The following is a 20106-nucleotide window of genomic DNA, read 5'->3' on the forward strand; positions in this document are numbered from 1 at the left end:
AAAAATGAGAGAACTTCAAGTATTGCGACAGGCGGTGCAGAGTCGCAAGATGGGTGCTTTACTGCTGCTAGGTTTTGCTTCTGGCTTGCCTTTGTTCTTAACCAGTAGAACATTACAACTATGGATGCAAGATGCCAAGGTAGATATTGGGAAAATCACTTTATTTGGGTTGTTGGCTTTGCCTTATTCCCTGAAATTTTTGTGGTCTCCTTTATTAGATAGATTTGTGCCACCAATTTTGGGTGCAAGGCGCGGTTGGCTATTATTTACTCAAATTGGGTTAGCATTAGCGATCGCTGTCTTAGCATTACAACAACCTGCCCAAAGTGACCAAGTCCTGCAAATACTAGCCATCAACTGTCTGATTATCACGTTTTTGAGTGCAACTCAAGATATTGCAGGAGATGCTTACCGTACCGACATATTAAACCCCCTAGAAGCAGAACCAGGTGCATCAGTTTGGGTATTAGGCTATCGGCTAGCTTTGTTTATTACCAGTTCCTTGGCGTTGGTGTTAGCAGAATATATTCCTTGGAACATTGTTTACTTATTGATGGCTGTTTTAATGGCAGGTAGCATCTTAACTACCTTGTGGTCTCCGCAAGAACCAGAAATTCGCAAAGATCAGGAAAAATACGCGCCCTTATTACTCAAAGATGTCATCTTTATTGTATTGATTACATTTTTAGTGGCTGGATTAATAGGAGGTGTATTTGTTGGCTACATCACTTTACCTATATTTTACTCAGTATTAGCAGGTTTAATCGTGGCTTGGATTGTGACATCATTGTTACTACCCACCGAACTGTTAGGAGAAGTCACAGAAGATAGTCCTCCCCAAAATTTACAAGCAGCAATTTTTCTCCCATTTAAAGAATTTTTTCATAGATTTGGACTCAATCAAGGCATCATCATTCTGGTGTTTATCGTGCTGTATAAGCTAGGAGACTCTTTAGTTGGTATCAGCGCGAACCTATTTTTACGAGAAATTAACTTTACTAAAGCAGAGATTGGTGCAATTCAAGCTGGGATAGGTTTTATCGCCACGACTATCGGCGTATTGGCTGGTGGTGTGATCATGACCAAAATCCGCGTCAATCGCAGTTTGTGGATTTTTGGAATTCTTCAGTTGCTGAGTAACTTGGGTTATTATGCACTAGCTGTAACTGGTAAAGATTATTCACTTTTAGTATTAGCAGTGAATATTGAAAACTTTAGTGCCGGATTAGTGACCGTAGCGACAGTAGCTTTCTTAATGAACCTTTGTAACCATCGCTTTACTACTACTCAATTCGCTTTATTCTCTAGCTTAATGGCTATTGGTAGAGATGTTTTGTCTGCACCCGCAGGCAATTGGGCTAAAGCGACGGGTTGGTCTAACTTTTTCTTACTCACCCTAGTGGCTGCATTACCAGGACTGTTGCTTTTACCTTTAGTTGCGCCCTGGAATCAAAAGCCAGCAGCAGTAAATAGACCAGGACTTGAGCCAGAAGACGAGGATTTATGGGAAACCAAATAGTAATTATCGGCACATTTATTCTTTTACTCACAGGCTTATTACTGGGGTATGTTCTTGCACAGTTAGTGTTAGGTTATTTAAGCTTTAACCTCCTCACCTTTTTCGGAACATTCAGCCTGATTTTAATTTTCGGCACACTTTACTACGTACTGTTCTGGCAACTGAAACGACAACAGTCTACAGTAGTTGTGCGAGAACCCTTTTCTCAGCCAATCAGTCAGTCCTTCCATGAAGAATTAACCGAAAACCAAGACTACCTCAAAAACAAGCTCATTTCCAGATTATCTGGTGATGTAGCCGCCGCCGATAGATTAATAGAACAAGCCCGACAAAATTATCCTGGAATGCCAGAAAATTGGTATTGCGAAAGAGTTCTAGATGATCTGGATCGTGATACACGTTGATGATTTAGGGGTGTGGAAGTGTAGGGGTGTGGGGGTGTAAGGGTGTAAGGGTGTAAGGGTGTGAGGGTGTAGGGGTTTTTTCTCTGAGGAAGTGAAATTTTTGCATTGGAATTGTCTGGAAAACCCCCTACAGTATTCTGTAATGGACAAAAGTCGCTAAAATTAAGTCAAGTAAAGTTCACAAATCTTTAGTCTGGTTTTCACCCCAGACTATAAAAAAGCGATCGCAACTCAACTCAACTAAAAATATGGCTATATTTCGTCAATACATCGCCCCCCTACTAGTAGTATTAGTCTTCATCCTGGCTCTAGTAGCAGTCAGCGCGAGAATATTCTTACCCTCAGATATGGCAGCCCCAGCACCAATTGAAGAAGTGGGAATGGTGAATGGGCATTGAGGATTGGGGATTGGGGACTGGGGATTGGGAAGAGGAGACAAGGTAGACAAGGTAGAAGTAATGAGTAATGAGTAATAAGTAATGACTAATGACTAATGAGTAATAAGTAATGACTAATGACTAATGACTAATGACTAATGACTAATGACTAATGACCATTGACTATTGACTATTGACTATTGACTAAAATTTTGAACTTTGAATTGTTATTACCGGGCTATTATATTCGTCGCGGTTCGACATTAGAGCGATCGCTGCTAGTCCAATTTATGCAGCGCACCTACCAAGACCTATATCCACAACAAGATTTTGCTCATCTAGCTAAAACCGTTGAGCAATATTTCTCTAAAGATACTCCCCTCTGGTGGGTGGATTTTGTGAATGAGGAATTAGAAACACAGGAGAACCAGGAAACAGAACTCACATCATCCTCACTATCTCCCGTGGCTTGTCTGTGGGCAGGAAACGCCGTAGATCAAGTTACTGGTATCCGCCATCCCCATATTTTTTTACTGTACGTCGTCCCAGAACATAGACGACGGGGTGTCGGTACAGCCTTGATGCGCTACGTAGAAAATTGGGCAATCCAAAGAGGCGATCGCCAAATTGGACTGCAAGTCTTTCAATCCAACCAACCCGCCCTAAATCTCTACAATCACTTAGGCTATCAAACCCAATCCCTCTGGATGTTAAAGCAATTAGATAGTCAATAGTCAACAGTCAATAGTCAATAGTTTTTGCCCCTGCTTCCCCAGTCCCCAATCCCCAATCCACTGCATATGAGATGGTTGATAAAGTGTACAATAATCTAACTCATAAAAATAAAGCTTTAATAAATTAGCCTGGGGTGTTTGTCTAACTATCACTCTGGCATCTAAAAGTAATTATGTATGACGAAGAAGAACTAAGTATACTCGAACTCGATATCGAGGAAGATTTAGAAAGTCCCTTAGATAAATTAGAACCAATTACGGCTGAGTCAGAATTACCAAAGCCTGACCCAGACGAAATGTTGGCACTGCTGGACAATCCCCAACCCCAACAACGGATGCTAGCAGCCCGTGCTTTTTGTGATATCGAAGATCCACGGGCTACTCCCCATCTCATCAAGTTGTTGTCTGACACTTGCCCGTTAGTGCGAGTGAGTGCAGCTTATGGTATTGGACGTAATCCCAGCACTGAAGCGGTAGAACCTTTGATTAACCAGCTAAATCGAGACTGGAATGGCTATGTCCGTAAAGGTGTGGTTTGGGCTTTAGGAAATTGTCGCGATCGCCGTTGTTTAGCACCCCTCGCTGATGCTTTAAGAACCGACATTTCTGCTGTGCGCCTGTGGTCTGCTAGTGCTTTAGCACAAATGGCCGGAGTCGGTTACGAAGGAGTAATTGGTGCGATACCTCCCCTGATCGAAGCCTTATTTCAAGACCCAATCGCCGCCGTTAGAAGTAACTGTGCTTGGACAATTGGGCAATTGTGTAAAGAACTACCTTCTAATGTAGTTTATGCTGCTGCGATCGATGCCTTAATTCAGTCCTTTGCCGAGGACAAGGACTTAGGAGTACGTGAAGATGCTAAAGCTTCACTATTAGGTGTAGGCGACCCCCGTGGCTTACAACTAATTGAAACCTTAGAACAGGAAGGATGGTTTTAGAAAGGGCAAAAGGCAAAAGGCAAAAGGAAAAAATAATTTTATCTTTTACATTTCGCCTTTCCAATCCCTTTTAATAAAACAAAATTTAGGGGGTTTAAGTCCCCGGTTTCTCTCAAGCCGCAAGTGTTGTAGCGGGGTTGAAATCCCCGTTACAACAAGTAATTGCGAATTGCGAATTGCGAATTGCGAATTGCGAATTGCGAATTGGTTTAATGATCAGCTACAGGTTTGACCAAATTGAGATCATAGGGGCGTTCTGTATCATCTTCACCCAAATATTCACCGTTTTGAATTTCCAGAATTACTAATGGAATAGAACCTGGATTTTCTACCTTGTGCAGTGTGGCTGCTGGTACATAGGTTGATTGATTACGACCTAGTAATATTTCCTCATCGCCACAAGTGACTTTAGCGACACCAGAGACTACGACCCAGTGTTCATTGCGGTGATAGTGAATTTGTGGTTTAATGCCATGTCTCGGCTTAATTTCAATGCGACTAATTCTATAGCTTTCTCCTTCTTCGATGACTTCCACGTTACCCCAATAACGTGTGCCTGAGTGTGAGGAGGATTCATGACCATTTAATTGAGCATTATCTTCATTCTGAGTCATAAACAAAAGTTTTTAACTAAAAGAATATTACTGTTTTCAAGCAATCTCATTTAAACCAGATAGAAAGAAGACCAATCCACAAATATTATCCCTAGTCAATAGTCATTAGTCATTAGTGATTAGTCAACTGTTAACTACCTGTATACTGAATCCGATAAATCCGATTATTGGCTTCTTCCGTCACTAATAAACTACCATCTGGTAAGACCAATAATCCTACAGGTCTTCCCCAAGTGCTGGGAATAGTAGAGTCAAGCAAAAATCCTGTGAGAAAGTCTTCATAGTAACCTTGTGGTCTACCTTGGGTATTAAAGGGAACAAAGACAATTTTATAACCTGTACCGCGATCGCGATTCCACGAACCCCGAAAAGCTACAAACGCGCCATTGCGATACTTTTGCGGAAACGTCTTGCCATCGTAAAATTGCAAACCTAACGCGGCTGAGTGGGCTTGAAATAATACATCAGGTGTACGGGTACGTTCTGCTAAATCTGGACGTTTACTTTTACCGTTGGTTGTTTGTCGTGGGTCAAGGTTACTGGGTTGCAAGTAAGTATAAGGCCAGCCGTAAAATTCTCCTTGACGAATGCGAGTCAAATAATCTGGGACTAAATCATCTCCAATCCCATCTCGTTCATTGACGGTGGTATAAAGTTCTTTGGTGGTGGGGTGAAAATCTAGACCGACTGGGTTACGTAAACCAAAAGCAAAGGTTTTTTGTTCTGAACCATCTAAGTTCATCACCTGTACGGAAGCGCGTGGTAATTCCTCTTCATCAACGTTAGAACGAGATCCTACAGAAACATAGAGTTTTTTTCCATCCGGCGCAGCTACAACATTTCTTGTCCAATGCTGATTGTAACCGCCTCCAGGTAAATCAGCGATTTTTTCGCCACTACCAGTTAATTGCTGTTGTCCTTTGTTATAAGGAAATTTTAAAACTGCATCAGTATTACCCAAAAAGAAGGAGTTACCTGCAAAAGCCATCCCAAAGGGAATATTCAACCCATTAGAAGCATTCGCAAAGGTCTGACTATCATCAGCCACACCATCACCATCAGTATCACGCAATAGCCGAATGCGGTTTTGTCGAGTTTCTGTCACCAAGACATCACCGCTAGGGGTCAAAGCCAGCCAACGTGGTGCATTTAAACCATCTGCAAAAACATTGACTCTAAACCCTGATGGGACTCTGAGAATCGGCCTTTCTGGAATCTGTACAACTTGTGGCGGTTTAGCAACACTGTCTGTAGCGAAAGGTGCAGGTAAATTTCCCAAATTGATGCGGATGGGTTGGGGTGAAAATGTCTCTGTGACAATGACATTTTTCGTCTGTGCAGAATTTTGGGTTAGCTGCGCCGCCGGAGGAGATGCTGAAGATGTAGAGTTATCAGAAGTTGCGCGAGTTTGATTACAGCCTGCTGTGAGTAATAAGCTACTCAGCAGCAAGCAACTGGCGAATTTCATAAGAGTAAAAATAAATACACAACCTTTTGAATTTAGAATTTAGTTCCGGCTATTGTCACCTTTCAAAAGTTCTATCTTGAGCAGATAGCAAATCAACTATGATTTCCATGATCTCAGTCTAGTTATTCGAGGTTGATTCGGTGCAGATAAATTGAGTCGATATTGAGTAGTCGGTACATTAGATCCATTTCCATAACGGACGGTAACAAGAAAGGCGGTTCTGTTGCGTGGATCTTTACTGATTTTATCCACATAACCAGATTGTAGTTGTTGTAAGTTGACTGGTTTTGCTTCTCTAAATCCGGGTCGAGAAATACAAACAACGGGAGAACCATCTATATATTGACCGGAATACAACCAATAGGTTTTTCCTTGAGTTTGAAATTCAGCCTTGTAAGTAAGCGTAAATCTATCAGATTCTTCTAATCGTTGGTTTCGCTGGCAGTTACTATCAATGTATATTTCTTGAGCAATTACTGGGGTTTTCACAAATAAACCCAATACGACAATCAAAGAACTAGTTAGAATCTTGATTTGGTTATTCATAATATTGAATCATCTAAAATAGGTTTCTCTATTTTAGAATTATCCTGAGAAAATAAACTTTTTTCTAGATAATTCTTGACATCATAGTTAATATTAAGTGCTGCCTTGAGACAATCTAACAAGAGTTTATTCGCATTCCAATAATGCTGTAAATACTGTAAATCTTGCTGATTAAATTGCCAATTATACCCAATTTGACGATGAGTAATCATGAGCGATCGCAGTTCTTCTGTCCAGTCTCTGCCATGATTTCTCCACCATGAATTCAATATCTTTCTATCCTGATGGGAGCGTGGTAGCTTATTAGTAATTTCTTGTAGCAACGTTTGCCACGATGCTTGATTATTAAGTAAATATTTTAAATCGAGAGCTAACTTTAAAGTTCCTATTCTTTGGGCAAAAATCTCTGCTGTCATGGTGAGACTCACAGCTAAAGCGTGAGTTAAGGCTAAATCTATAGCTAAGTCTCCATTTAAACTACTAGCTAACTGACGATCTAAAGATATTGCTAAATCTTGATTACCAGCTAAAGGATGTTCTGGCGGTAAAGAAATCGTAAAATAGAAAGCACGTACACTAGCACAGTGGTAAATAGTAGTTACTTGATCTGATTTCTGTTTTATCCATTGCAGAAAATCATATAACTTCCGATTTTTATGGGGTAATTCATCAATTTTTGATTTGATCAATAGCAGTAAATCATCTGCATTATTTAACATTCCCATGCTCAACAAAAAGACTTCTCGCCAGCGTGGTTCATATAAATGACAGACTAATTCTTCCAAAGCCTGATTGTTGATGTTAGCAACAATATCTCTAGCAGTAAAATATTCTTGAAAACTCAAATGTGAAAAAGAATAAATGTCTCTAGCTCTTTCAATTAATAGTCCATGCTGAATTTCAATCGCTCTGATCACAGACTTGCTTTCGATTTCTAAAGCATAGGTGTCTTGAGTAGCATTTGGTAAACTAGCCAGGTGAGCCGCAATAATTTGCTGTAGTCTAGTCGCACTAATAAAGTAACTACCTTGACGGAAACTGACACTAGCAATGTGACAGAGCAATTTAATTTTATCTGCTAAAGACAATTTACGATAAACTAGATCTCGTTTAATTCCTCGACTTTCATCCCAGCGAACCAGCAACAAATCTAATGCTTGTTTATAAAGTTGTGAGTGATCAGTGGGGAAATCTTCTCTTGAGTGAAAAACCAAGCAAGTGAGATTTAATAATATAGGTGTGGTAGCTAATTCTAGAATTTGAGCATTTTCTGCTAGTAGCAGTTTTTGTATAAACTTGTTTGCCAATACCTGTGCTTGTACTGGTGAATTTTTCGCAAATGCCAAAAACCATCTCTGAGCAAAAGCAGCAATTTGATTTTTATTAAAATCGGCAATCTCTACTTCTGTAAAGCCACGAAATTTCAGGTGGTAAGCAAAACGGCAGGTAATAATTATCTGATTTTTATAGAATTTCTCGATGAAGATCCGAATCTTATTAATGACAATGTCTGCATCTTCTCCAATAATCTCATCTAATCCGTCTAATAAAATTAGAGCTTTACCTTCATCCAAAACATTCGTTAATTCAGCATCAGAAACATCAAAATTGACAAAATATTCATATATGTAATTGAATAAACTGAGTTGGCTATATTCTCTAGTGTCTTCTGTAAAGTTTTTTAAGTTAATAAAAATCGGTAAATAATTAGGTTGGAAAAAACCGCGATTGCAAATAATCGCTAATGATTGTAAAAATGTCGTCTTACCGGAACCAGGTTTACCAAATACCAACATTTTCGAGTATTTCTGCACAGCATCTAATCCAGAAATCCGTGATGGAGATCCTCGATTGATTGCAAAACCCTTCTTTTCATAAGATTCTGGATGTTGCAAATCAGTCATGTTCAGCCATCTGTAGCTGCTGATTTCCTCAGAAATATTGACATCAATATATATATCGTTGAGGTTGATGGGTTTGGCAATATCTAAAAGATGCAAAGTTCCACACTGCGCTTGAATTCTTTCATCATGGATAGAGCGCAATCTTTGTACTAAGACATCTATATCTAAGATACTCTGATTATGCTCTATGGAGCTATTGCTCTCAGTTTCTGGCTCTATCGCCTCATCTATGACAATATTTTGGGCAATATCTGATGTGTCTAGATCCAAAACACAACAGATATCATGGAAGACATGACGATCAATGGGTTTGCCTGTAAAAAACTTCCAAATGGGTTGACGTGTCTCTAAACCTACCTCAGCAGCTAGGTATTCTTGTGTCCATCCTTTGCGCTTAAAAGCCTGTTTAGCCTTTCTAATTCCTTCATCCGATGCTTGTAGCGATCGCTTTGCCATTACCTTGTTACCAAAATACGCTAATTAATTCCCAGTAAAAATACAACGCATACAACTTATACGTTAAGTTGTACTTAAGCCGAACATGATTGCAAACACTGGTTCTAGATAATAGTATTCGAGTCAGCCAAATCTACATACCCAACTAGCTTAGGGCATTGCTTATACAAGCAATTGCAAATTGAGCAATGCCGAAGCTTTTATTAAACTGACATTTATTCCTGATAGCATATTTTTGAGAAATTTTCTAAAAATGAAATAAATCTCTTCAGTAACCTTGAGCATAATGGCTCCCATTCTTTCTTAGCAAAAAATTTTACTCTGCAATACTCTCCTATAATGTCAATGTTCGTTTTTTTGGCATCTAGAATTGGAATCAACACCGCAAATCAGACAGCTTTGGCATCAGCAGAAATTATCTCAGTAAAATTATTTATTTTCTTGTGTTTAGATACACTTATTATTAATTTATAGCATAAGTGCGGACTCAAAAAAACTACAATTATTTTAATCGCTAACCATCATTTTACTTTTGCAATCTTCGGTATTATCAGTAGTTTGTTCAACTATTAAGGCTTTTTGATGATAATGCTCTTCTTCGCGACAAGGTAAAATGACTTCTACCAAGGTAAGTTGATGGGGTTGACTGTGGATTTTAAGTTGACCACCATGTAATTGTACTAATCGCTTCACAATGGTTAACCCTAATCCTGAGCCTTGTTGCTCATAAAGCTTGCGTTCAAATTGTCGATAAGCTCCTAGTTCTGCAATTTGCGTTCCAGTCATTCCTCGACCTAAATCCATAAAAGATAATACCAACATATTATTGATGACTTTACTTTTAACTTGGATTAAAGTTCCGGCCGGAGAAAATTTTAAAGCATTATCAATTAACTCCTCGACAATTTTAGCAATCTTCTCGGCTGAAATCTTGACACAACAGGGATACAAATCTATCTGTAAATCACCTGCTCTTCCTACTTCCTGAGCTTTTTCAGTGATGATATTCAGTAATGATATTGTGGGAAATTTTGTAGTTTTACTTTGCAATGCTTGTAATTGCTGCGGGTTGGTGGATACAATTTCTAATTCTGCATACAGTAAGAAGTTCTGAATTAGTCTCAATAATCGTTCCCCAGAGAAATATATAGATTCCGCCATCTCTCGGACTGAATGTGCATCCAGATAATCACTTTCATCCATGAGGATTTGCGAAAATCCCAAAATCCCGTTCAGGGGTGTTCGCATTTCATGAGGTAAAGATAAAGCAATACTGTTACGTAAATTATCTAGTTTCTTTTGAGTTTCTTGATGAATGGTATTTTGTTTTGCTAACCTACAAGCGATCGCAGCTAATAACTCTCCTCTGGTAAATGGCTTGATGAGATAGTCATCGGCACCCATCTCCATTCCTTGGCGGAAATCTGTTTTGTCAGATTTAGCTGTTAAAAACATGAAAGGAGTAGTTGCTGTCGTGGGATTTTGACGCAATAACTTTAAGACTCCATATCCATCTAACTCTGGCATTGTGACATCACAAATGATTAAATCTGGCATTTCCACCTGAGCTAATTGCCAGCCAATGCGCCCATTTTCTGCGGATAATAATTTATAGCCTTCACCTGCAAGTAAGTCTAAAATGTTATCTCGAACATTGATATCATCTTCAATTACTAAAATTTTGTCCATATTTTTAGCACATACTATATTTAATTAAAATTTAATTATTAAAAAATGAGTTTTAAAAAGAAGTAAAGAATAATGACTTTGCTTCTTTTGATTAAATAGTCTATTTACCAGCAGATTTGAGCCAGATGCTATTGATAGCTAGTTCAACTTTTTATACTGACAAATGCTTTCTGTTCGATAAGAATTTTTCAAATTCCATTAATGGTAAAGCTCGGCTAAATAAAAATCCTTGCATAGCATCACAGGCATTATCCCGTAAAAAAGCTAATTCTGCTTCTGTTTCTACACCTTCAGCAATCACTTGCATATTCATATTGTGTGCCATTTCAATCAAAGCCTTAGTGATTGCTGATTTCTGCACATCTTCAGCCACATTGTGAATAAAATAACGGTCGATTTTTAAGGTATTAACGGGGAGGTTTTTCAGGTAAAAAAGAGAGGAATAACCTGTGCCGAAGTCATCGATAGCAATTCTGACTCCTAGAGATTGCAACTCATTAATAGTGAAAATCGCATTATTTAAATCCTGCATGATCATGCTTTCAGTCAGTTCTATTTCTAAATATCTAGGATCTAAATTATGCTTTTCTAAAACCTGAGTTATACTTTTGATCAAATCTGGACGATTAAATTCTATTGCCGATAGGTTGACACTAGTAGTTAAGTAGTCCAGACCTAAATCATGCCAACTTTTAAGTTGTTGGCAAACATTTTCTACTACCCACTGACCGATTGTAATAATTAACCCCGTAGATTCAGCTAAGGGAATAAACTCTGTAGGTGAAACGAAACCCAATTCAGGACTTTGCCAGCGTAATAAACCTTCAGCCGCAATAATTTTACCGGAGATAATATCGACTATAGGTTGATAATGTACCTCAAATTCTTGAAACTTCTGTTGTTTAACTACTTGATGTAAACTCACAGTTACTAACTGATTCTGTGGAGAAGCACTTTGATTAGAGTTTTGATTACTAAAGTAGGTTTTTAAGGTTGCTTGTCTTTCTAGGCGATTCATGACTGCACTGAGCAATTCGGCACGCGTAAAGGGCTTGGTGAGATAATCATCTGCACCCATGTCCATACCCTGCCGAAAATCAGCTTTTGCTGATTTTGCCGTCAAAAAAATAAAAGGAATTGCTGCTGTTAGTGGTTCTTGGCGTAATGCAGTTAACACGCCGTATCCATCCACTTCTGGCATCATCATGTCGCACAAAATTAGATCGGGAAATTCTGCGATCGCCAAGTTTATACCTATTCTGCCATTGGGAGCTGAGACAGTTTCAAAATCTTCAGCCGCCAGCAAATCTAAGATATTTTCCCGTACCAATTCTTCATCTTCAATGACTAAAATTTTTATCATTATTCCCTCATTTTATATTTGATTATTTAATGATATTTTAACAGTAAATACTGTACCAATTCCTAGCGCACTTTTCACAAAAATTTCACCTTGATGCAGGTCTATACACTTTTTCACAATCGCTAATCCTAATCCCGTTCCGGGGATATTACCTACATTTTTGGCACGATGAAACGACTCAAATAATTGGGGAATATCTTCTGGAGGGATACCAATGCCTGAATCTTGAATTTCAAAAATTGCTTGCTCATTTTCAGTTTTTAATATAAATTCAACACGACTATTTTCATGGGAATATTTGATGGCATTAGATAGTAAGTTATTGAGAATATGTGTTAATAATTTATCATCCATGCAACATTCTATAGTTTCCTCATGACTAGTAAAATTAATTTGCTGGCTCTTGAGTCTGAGACGGGTTTGCGTTTCCGCCACTAAGTTACGACAGTAGGCAACTAAATCAAATACTTGGGGTATGAATTCTAGTTTTCCCGCTTCTGCCTTACCAATGATCAAAACATCATCCAACATTTCTGTCATGCGCTTTACAGCCGTCTGGATACGCTGGAGATGGGTTAGTTGTTTTTCGGGAGACAATTTTTGATGATAGTGTTCTAGTAACTCTGAGGAAGACAAAATTATACTCAAAGGTGTACGAAACTCATGGGAAGTCATGGAAACAAAGCGAGACTTGAGTTCACTCAGTTCTTTTTCTTTCTCTAGTGCTACAGTTAGTTCTTCTTCTAATTGTTTGCGGTCTGTAATATCTGCCATGTAGCCCACAAGTTCCACTGGCTTGTGCGTGTCGTCCCAGACTACTTTGCCTCGATCATATAGCCAACGGTAAGATCCATCTTGATGTAAAAAGCGATATTCTAGCTTATATTGCCGTTTTTCTAGAACATCGACAAGATGATCAAATACTTTTGGTGCATCTTCAGGATGAATACGACTTAACCAAAAGCTAGAATCTTCAGTGAACTGTTTTGCTTCATAGCCAAGAAGAGTTTTGATATTTTCACTGATAAATAGACAGCCAAAGTCACCAGATGTCTTGCAGGCATAAATAACAGCTGGACTAGATGTGAGTAAGTATTGTAGCCGTTGCTGGCTAATTAATAACGCTGTTTGAGCTTGTTGGCGTTCTGTGATGTCTGTTTGAATGCCGATGTAATGAGTGAGTCTGTCATTTTGGTCGTAAACAGGGGAAACATTTAACTCACTCCAAAATAAGCTGCCGTTTTTACGGTAGTGCTGCAAGATGACAGTGCCGGCTTTTCCTGCTTGCATAAAACTATGAAGTTCTTGGCATCCTGGCTGATTAATATCTGGGCTATAAAATAAGCGGAAATTTTGTCCTATAACTTCCTCCGATGAATAGCCAGTCATTTTCTCAAAGGCAGGATTTACATAGATGATTGGCCCGTTGGCAATACTAGCATCAGCAATAATAATCCCATTGCTGCTAGCGGCGATCGCTCGATCACGTAGTCTTAAACCTTCTTCCACTTGTTGACGCTTAGTAATATCAGTATGAATACATACTGTGCCGAAAATTTTACCTTTAGTATCTTTAATTGCATCAATACGGAGGTCAATTTGCAAGATGTTACCTGTGCCTGATCGCATAGCCACTTCACCCCGCCAAGATTGACCCCGATGAATTGCAGTCAGTATTTTCTGGCTATCTTGAGGCTGTTGGGAAATCACCCATATTCCCCCAATTCTTGCTAATTCTTCTAAATTATAGCCGTATAAACCCACAAAAGCAGGGTTAACATAAATACTCTTACCCTGCTCATCTGTAATCACAACAGCGTCGCTGGTACTTTCTATAGCTTTTTGAAAGCGTAATAAAGATTCTTCCGCTAATTTACGTTCTGTAATGTCGCGAGTGACTTTAGAAAAACCCCGCAAATTACCCGCCGCATCCCGTAATGGCGTTAAAATGCAGTTTGCCCAAAAGTATGAGCCGTCTTTACGGACAAAAACTCTTTCACACTCACACCTTCCCTGACTCGCGGCTATGTCTAACTGCTGCTGTGGTGAATATTCAGCCATTGTTTCCAGTGGAAAAAAGCAAGCAAAGTTCTGTCCCACGATGTCGCTAGTTTGATAGCCAGTGATACACTCTGCTCCTGAGTTCCAACTCATGACTCTCCCTTGGGAATCAAGCCGATAAATTGCATAATCTTTAATACTTTCTATTAACAGGCGGAAATATTCTTCACTTTGACGCAATTTATTTTTAGCGCGTTTGCGGTCTGTGATGTCTGTAGATATACCACATACAGCGTAGGGAACGCCATTGCTATCTCTTAAAGGAAACTTGACAGAAATGTAAGTGTGTAAGCCATCTTCGTGAGGTACTTCTTCTTCAACTTCAATGGGAGTGTCATGAGTAACTACCAAGTGGTTATTAACTGCAAAATTGTCGGCAATATCAGCATTCCACACCTCATATATGCTTTTACCGATAATTTCTTGTTGAGTAGTTTGAAAAAGTCTTTCATATTGCTGGTTAATCAGCAAAAATCTATTTTGGGTATCTAGTAAGTAAATGACGGCAGGAGAGTTATCCAAAATTGCCTGGAGTTGTGCTTGTGTTTCCAGGAGTTTGGTCTTGGCTTGTTTACGGGCGGTAATATCTCGATCAATGCCTCGGTAGCCACAAAATTTACCACCACAATTAAATATAGGTACACCACTAGTTTCGAGAACTACTAAATGACCATCTTTGTGCAAGTTAGTATTTTCTAGACACTTAAATGGTTGTTGGGCTGCTGCAATTGGTGCAAAAACACTGAACACTCGTTCAGCTTCTTCAGGTGGCATGAGTTCTAAAGGAGTTTTACCAATTACTTCCTCTGGTTCGTAACCTAAAATATCTCTAACTTTGGGGCTGACATAGACATATCGAATATTTTCATCCACTTCCCACACCCAATCACTGCTAGCCTCAACCAAATTGCGAAATCGCTCTTCACTTTCTTGTAAAGCCACTTCTGTTTGTTTGCGTTTGATGCCAAGGGCAATTTCATGGGCTGTAATTCCCAAAATTTCCAAGGTAGATGAGCTGAGTTGATGACGAGAAAACATAGCGATGACTCCTACGGTTTCCTCTTCCACAATCAAGGGATAGCCAGCAAAAGCCACGATTCCCTCTGTTCTAGCCCAATCTTGATCTCTGACTTGGGGGTCTGTCTGTACAGCGTTGCTGATTTGCGGTTGACCTGATTGGGCTATCAGACCAATTTTGAGTTGACCTATGGGTATACGTCCATGCGCCCCATCAATGTGGGTATACATTCCAGAACTAACTTGCAATTCCAGAACATTTTCTGTTTTGTTGAGTATCCAAATGCGGGCAAAGGCAGCCTGAAGATTTTCGACTATGGCTTCTGTGCAGCCACGCATCATCTCAGATAAAGTAGAACTCCGAGACAGCACAGTGTCTACTTTGGCTCGAAAATCTGCAAGTTGGACTTTGTGGGACAGATTTTCTTCAATGTGTTTCTGCTCATCTATATCGGTGTTAGTACCAAACCAATTGATGATTTCACCTTGTTGATTTTTGAAGGGTAAACCACGCACTAAATGCCAGCGATAAGTTCTGGAATCAGCAGCCAATAGCCGAAATTCCTGTTCGTAAATACTACCTGTAGTTAGGGAATGATGCCAAGCGGCTAAACAGGTTACTAAGTCATCAGGATGGACGAATTTTTCCCACCCCCAACCCAATAATTCTTCTGAAGTAGAGCCGAAAAAGTCTAGGGTGCGTTGGTTGATGTATTCTAGTGAGCCGTCTGGTTGAGCAATCCAGACTTGTTGAGGGATGGATTCTGCCAGAAACCGAAAACGTTCTTCAATATTGGCGAGGGCGATTTGTTCTGCTAATAGTTGTTCATTTTTGTCTTGGAGAGCGATCGCCCTTTGTGTTAGTTCTACTTCTAGCTCTTGGTTGGTTTTTTGTAAAGTATCCTGTGCTTTTCTTTGATGATCAATCTCCATTGTGACTCCAATCATCCTTGTGGGTTGACCTGCTCTATTTGTTAGCACTGTTCCCCTAGCTAATACCCATTTATAGCCGGATGTTTCTCCTAAGACCAGTAAACGATGTTCAATTTCAAAGGAACTGAGATTGGCTATTGCTGATTGATTGGCTAGTTCAACTTTTTCTCGGTCATGGGGATGCACTAGGGAAAGAACTTCATCCCACTCAACTGTCTCAATTGCCTCTGATTCACTCTCTGTGGCAATCGTATTCAAAAAGTAGATTTGATTGTTGATGAGATTGCGTTCCCAATAAATTGTTTTATTTGTATTTTTAGCTGACTTTAATTCGATGATGTGGGGACGATTGATGGCGATGGTTGGCTGTTGCCCAAAATGTTTGACTCTGTGGGATTTACACCTGCATCTATGTTGGCGTAATTTGTATTGGGATGATTTTCTCAATTTTAATGTTGCGGCTGGCTGCTTAATATCGACTGCTGTTGCCAAAGCTTGCAAAATACTTGCCTGTGATACTGTGCCGACGCATTCACCTAATTCATCTACAACTAGCAAGCAACTTGATTGACATTGACTGATCTGAGAGATCACTGTCTGAATATCTAGTAATTGTTTAACTTCAATGGTGATATCTGCTGGTTGTTGCATGACATCAGAGATTTTGGTGGTCGTTAAGTCAATCCCCAATGCCATCAGTTTGACTATATGTTGTGTTGATAACCACCCTATAACCTGTGAATTGGTCAATACGAAGATATCAGAACCGCCCTTAGCCATAAGTGCGATTACTTCTGAGACTAGTGTTTCTGGTTCAACCTGCATGGGTGAACGATTAATAATTGGTTCTAAGCATCTTAACCAGAAAAACTGAGGTAAGGAGGACATGGATCGTGAATATAGCTAGTATCTGAATCTATTTTTCTAAAGTATGGTCTTTAGGTATCATATCTATTTTGAGGCTAAATAAATGATAATATCCGGCGTATATATACTGTAAATTTCTGATAAAGAAATACAATGATTGTGGCTCACCAATCTAAATGAATGAAATTGCTATGTAGTTGATGGTGTATGGATTTATGATCTGGCGATCGCTAAATTTCAAAGCGAGAAATACGTACATAGGAAAGTTCATCAACATTGATAGCAACGTACTAGACAATAATACCGAATTGGGATAGGTAGTATTGTTTCGAGATTCTGGAATAGGCTAAGAATATAGGCTTTTAATCCAAAATCCCAAATCCCAAATTGGTATTATTCCTTTTTGGTGATACTGTTTTGAGATGTTACATCCAACCGCCTCTCGCTGTAACGCAACAATCTTTCTATTGTCGCCAAACGGTTTTCCCAAGTTTTACATTGATAAGTATTATGAAGATTTTGCTGGCGCATCCATACCCGAAATTGCGATTGAAAGCGCACCAGTGTTGATTTAGCCACTAGCAATTTACTGGCAGAAGGTGAATTTGCCACTTGAGTTAAAGCATTTTGTAATACTTCCGCTTGATTATGAAATTCGGAAATGCTGTTTTGAGGTATTTGTAATTTTTCTTGATTGAGAACTAAACGCCATTCCCTTTGTAAACTACTATATCGAGTTAAGGCAGATTTTAAAGGATCACGGTGTGGTATGGGCTCATTAATAATCACCCCCAATTTACCTTGAGTATTCACAAACAGCTTATGTAATTCATTGTTGACATTTTCGGCAGCAAACAGAGCATAGCCACTAACGGGTAAATCCCTCACCAATTGTAGTTGGTCAAATGCACCCAGTGTCGGTAAAGATAACAGGCGAATTCCTGGAATTAACAACGCAGAGCCTAACTGACTGGAGGCTATCCAAGGTTGGGCTAGCTGTTGGAAGCGGACTGTATCCTGGGCATAGGTCATAGGAATAATTAAATCCACATCTCCCCGTCGCGCCCAAACTTCCCAGTTTTGTTGTAACTTCTGAATACGTTCGGCTTCTGGAAGAGGAAAGACAGCCACCGATAAAATTAAGTTCTTTCGCTTTTGGCGCAACATTTGTGATACGTCTGCCACAAAGCTATCTACTTGTTGAGTCCGAAACGTTGTCCATTGTTGCCACAATGGCGTTTGGGCTGGTGTAATGCTAATTGGGTCTACCCCTGTGAGTTTTTGAAATTGCGTTCTCGCCGCTTGTCCATAGCCATAAGTCCTGCCTGCGTTGGGGTCTTGAAATGGGTAGCGGATGTAGTCTAATTGCAAGCCATCGACGTTGTAGCGGGTGACAATCTCCTCATAGAGTTTGAGTAAATACTGCCGCACTTCTGGATTAGCTGGGTCGAAAAAGGGCTTGGTTTGGCCTTGAGGAATTAATCTGCCCTGTTGGTCATAGTTAGCCCAACTAGGATGAGCCGCCAGCACTGGCCCTGGGTAATCAGAATTGATGTTGAGTATTTCATTATGACGCTGATTGCCAGCCGCAAAAGTCCACACCCAAGCGTGTAACTCCATACCTCGCTCATGGGCTAATTTGACTCCCGCCGCTAAAGGATCCCAATCCCGAACTAATGGGTTTTGCTGTGGTGCGACTTGACTGGGATAAATGGGATACCCAGCATTGACGACTTCAAAAAAAACAGTGTTGATGCCAGATTGCGCCAAGCGGTCAAAAATCTTGCTCAGTCCTTGTTCATTTCCTGCCCGGACGATGGTACCTCTGTCTAACCACACAGCGCGAATTTCGGCTGGTGCTAATCTGCGGTCAACAGGAAACTGTTTCCACAAGTTATTTCTGGCTAATAACCATTGTTGACGAGCTAGGGCATAATTTTTATTGGCAATTAAGCGCGGTAGATTGTTAGCGACTATTCTTGCTTGGGCTAATACTTGCTCTGTATTAGATTGAGGTATGGATGTGGCAGTATTAAATTGTGTATCATCTGCCTTGAGAGCCTGAGATCCATTAGGTTGGGGAGCATTGGCTAAGGCTGCTAAATGCGCGCTTTCGACTCTACCAATTAGATTTTCTAGTTGTTGTTGCAGGGCTGTAGCTTCGTCGGCGTTGATTGGTTGATTGGAATTAGGCGCAACATCCCAACGGACTCTTTGTTCTAATTGGTCTATGGCTTCATCTTGTCTATTGGGAGCAACAGTATTTACCTTGTTTGTGCTGGTGTTGCTATTGGTAGAGGCTGTCTTGGGTATTGGTGTTGGGCAGTTGGGAGCAGATGTGGCAGTGTTTTGATTATTAGCAGGGATAGAGATATGACGACTCAGCGCAACTTGCAGCCAAGCTGTGTCTAATTCTGAAGAAGAAGCTACATCTGTTCCCCAACGCCAACCGAACACGGTAGAGTTTTGTGTTGCGACTACTGCGGCTGGCCGATCTTGCAAACTCCAGACAGCGACAACTTTGCTAATGCCATCATTGGGAAGTAACACACCACCATGCACTTGACCAAAAATTCCTTTTTGGTTTAACCAATTCGGTAGTTGAGTTTTGGGTGGATTGATTTGCTGTTTATCTTGTAAACTAAATCCCCAATAACTACCAAGGATATTTTTGAGTAACTGACGCACTCCAGGGGTTGAGAGACTACCTACAGGGCCACTTGCAATGATATTTCCGCCTTTGTTGACCCATGCTTCTAGGGCGATCGCTTGCGTAGGTGTGAGGGTTTCAATGTTGGGTAAAAATATCACATTGCGATCGCCCCAATCTGCGGCACTCTTGACACTAGATAAAGGCAGCACACAATAGGGTACGCCAATTGTTTGCAGGCGTTTGGTAATTCCTGCCCAATGTTGCGCGTTTTCTTGGCTTTGTACCACACTCAATACTGGTGCTGCTGCGGCTAACTGTAAAGGCTGGTTTTGGGGCTGTGGAGTTTGAGGGGAAAATGTCTCTGTTGCCCTGACCGGCACAATGTTTAAACAGTTAACAACTACTAAGGCCGGAGCAACCAGCCACTTCATCGATAAGGAACAGGATTGTAAAGCAGATATGGAATCTTTATCTGTAACAGATACGATATTTTTATGTTTTCTACCTGTCTGCAAAACTTGAGCCGTCAAAATGAAGAATCGATGATTTTGCAAGCACAATTT

13 protein-coding genes are annotated in these 20106 nt (G+C 40.0%); 5 read left to right on the forward strand and 8 right to left on the reverse strand.

Annotation, left to right across the window (positions count from 1 at the left end):
* Positions 1 to 4 precede the first annotated feature (4 nt).
* The 5 genes from ACQFX9_RS23485 (at position 5) to ACQFX9_RS23505 (ending at position 3972) form a co-directional block, all read left to right on the forward strand.
* A complete protein-coding gene (locus tag ACQFX9_RS23485) occupies positions 5 to 1519 on the forward strand; it encodes an AmpG family muropeptide MFS transporter (RefSeq protein ID WP_427158906.1) in 1515 nt (504 codons plus the stop codon).
* Positions 1504 to 1923, forward strand: coding sequence for an ABC transporter permease (locus tag ACQFX9_RS23490; RefSeq protein WP_427158907.1), 420 nt, complete (start codon positions 1504 to 1506; stop codon positions 1921 to 1923). The genes ACQFX9_RS23485 and ACQFX9_RS23490 overlap by 16 nt, the downstream gene beginning before the upstream one ends.
* Positions 1924 to 2171: 248 nt before the next feature.
* Entirely contained in the window at positions 2172 to 2321 is a 150-nt protein-coding gene (locus tag ACQFX9_RS23495) for a hypothetical protein (RefSeq protein WP_427158908.1), read from the forward strand.
* Between the two features lie 191 nt (positions 2322 to 2512).
* Positions 2513 to 3034, forward strand: a complete 522-nt coding sequence (locus ACQFX9_RS23500; protein WP_427162986.1) for a GNAT family N-acetyltransferase — start codon at positions 2513 to 2515, stop codon at positions 3032 to 3034.
* Positions 3035 to 3207: 173 nt separating this feature from the next.
* Positions 3208 to 3972: a HEAT repeat domain-containing protein gene (locus ACQFX9_RS23505; protein ID WP_427158909.1), complete on the forward strand. Its 765-nt coding sequence runs from the start codon at positions 3208 to 3210 to the stop codon at positions 3970 to 3972.
* 209 nt (positions 3973 to 4181) lie between these two features.
* On the opposite strand, the gene ACQFX9_RS23510 is transcribed toward ACQFX9_RS23505, so the two are convergent.
* The 8 genes from ACQFX9_RS23510 to ACQFX9_RS23545 all read right to left on the reverse strand — a co-directional run bounded on the left by ACQFX9_RS23510 (position 4182) and on the right by ACQFX9_RS23545 (position 19974).
* Complete coding sequence (locus ACQFX9_RS23510; protein ID WP_427158911.1) at positions 4182 to 4586, reverse strand: phosphomannose isomerase type II C-terminal cupin domain; 405 nt, start codon at positions 4584 to 4586, stop codon at positions 4182 to 4184.
* A 130-nt stretch (positions 4587 to 4716) separates the two neighbouring features.
* Positions 4717 to 6054, reverse strand: a complete 1338-nt coding sequence (locus ACQFX9_RS23515; protein ID WP_427158912.1) for a PQQ-dependent sugar dehydrogenase — start codon at positions 6052 to 6054, stop codon at positions 4717 to 4719.
* 96 nt (positions 6055 to 6150) lie between these two features.
* On the reverse strand, positions 6151 to 6600 hold the full coding sequence (locus tag ACQFX9_RS23520) for a hypothetical protein (protein WP_427158914.1): 450 nt from the start codon (positions 6598 to 6600) through the stop codon (positions 6151 to 6153).
* Positions 6597 to 8960 (reverse strand): NACHT C-terminal helical domain 2-containing protein, encoded by a 2364-nt coding sequence (locus ACQFX9_RS23525; RefSeq protein ID WP_427158916.1) that lies wholly within the window; start codon positions 8958 to 8960, stop codon positions 6597 to 6599. The genes ACQFX9_RS23520 and ACQFX9_RS23525 overlap by 4 nt, the downstream gene beginning before the upstream one ends.
* A 507-nt stretch (positions 8961 to 9467) precedes the next feature.
* Positions 9468 to 10649 carry a hybrid sensor histidine kinase/response regulator gene (locus tag ACQFX9_RS23530; protein WP_427158917.1) on the reverse strand — a complete coding sequence of 394 codons (1182 nt, stop codon included), beginning with the start codon at positions 10647 to 10649 and terminating at the stop codon, positions 9468 to 9470.
* A gap of 151 nt (positions 10650 to 10800) precedes the next feature.
* Entirely contained in the window at positions 10801 to 12012 is a 1212-nt protein-coding gene (locus tag ACQFX9_RS23535; RefSeq protein WP_427158919.1) for an EAL domain-containing response regulator, read from the reverse strand.
* A 12-nt stretch (positions 12013 to 12024) separates the two neighbouring features.
* Positions 12025 to 16911 carry a PAS domain S-box protein gene (locus ACQFX9_RS23540; RefSeq protein ID WP_427158921.1) on the reverse strand — a complete coding sequence of 1629 codons (4887 nt, stop codon included), beginning with the start codon at positions 16909 to 16911 and terminating at the stop codon, positions 12025 to 12027.
* A gap of 372 nt (positions 16912 to 17283) precedes the next feature.
* A complete protein-coding gene (locus ACQFX9_RS23545; protein ID WP_427162987.1) occupies positions 17284 to 19974 on the reverse strand; it encodes a glycoside hydrolase family 10 protein in 2691 nt (896 codons plus the stop codon).
* Between the last annotated feature and the right edge of the window lie 132 nt (positions 19975 to 20106).

The sequence above is a fragment of the Aliinostoc sp. HNIBRCY26 genome (assembly GCF_050235535.1).
Taxonomy (GTDB): Bacteria; Cyanobacteriota; Cyanobacteriia; order Cyanobacteriales; family Nostocaceae; genus Trichormus.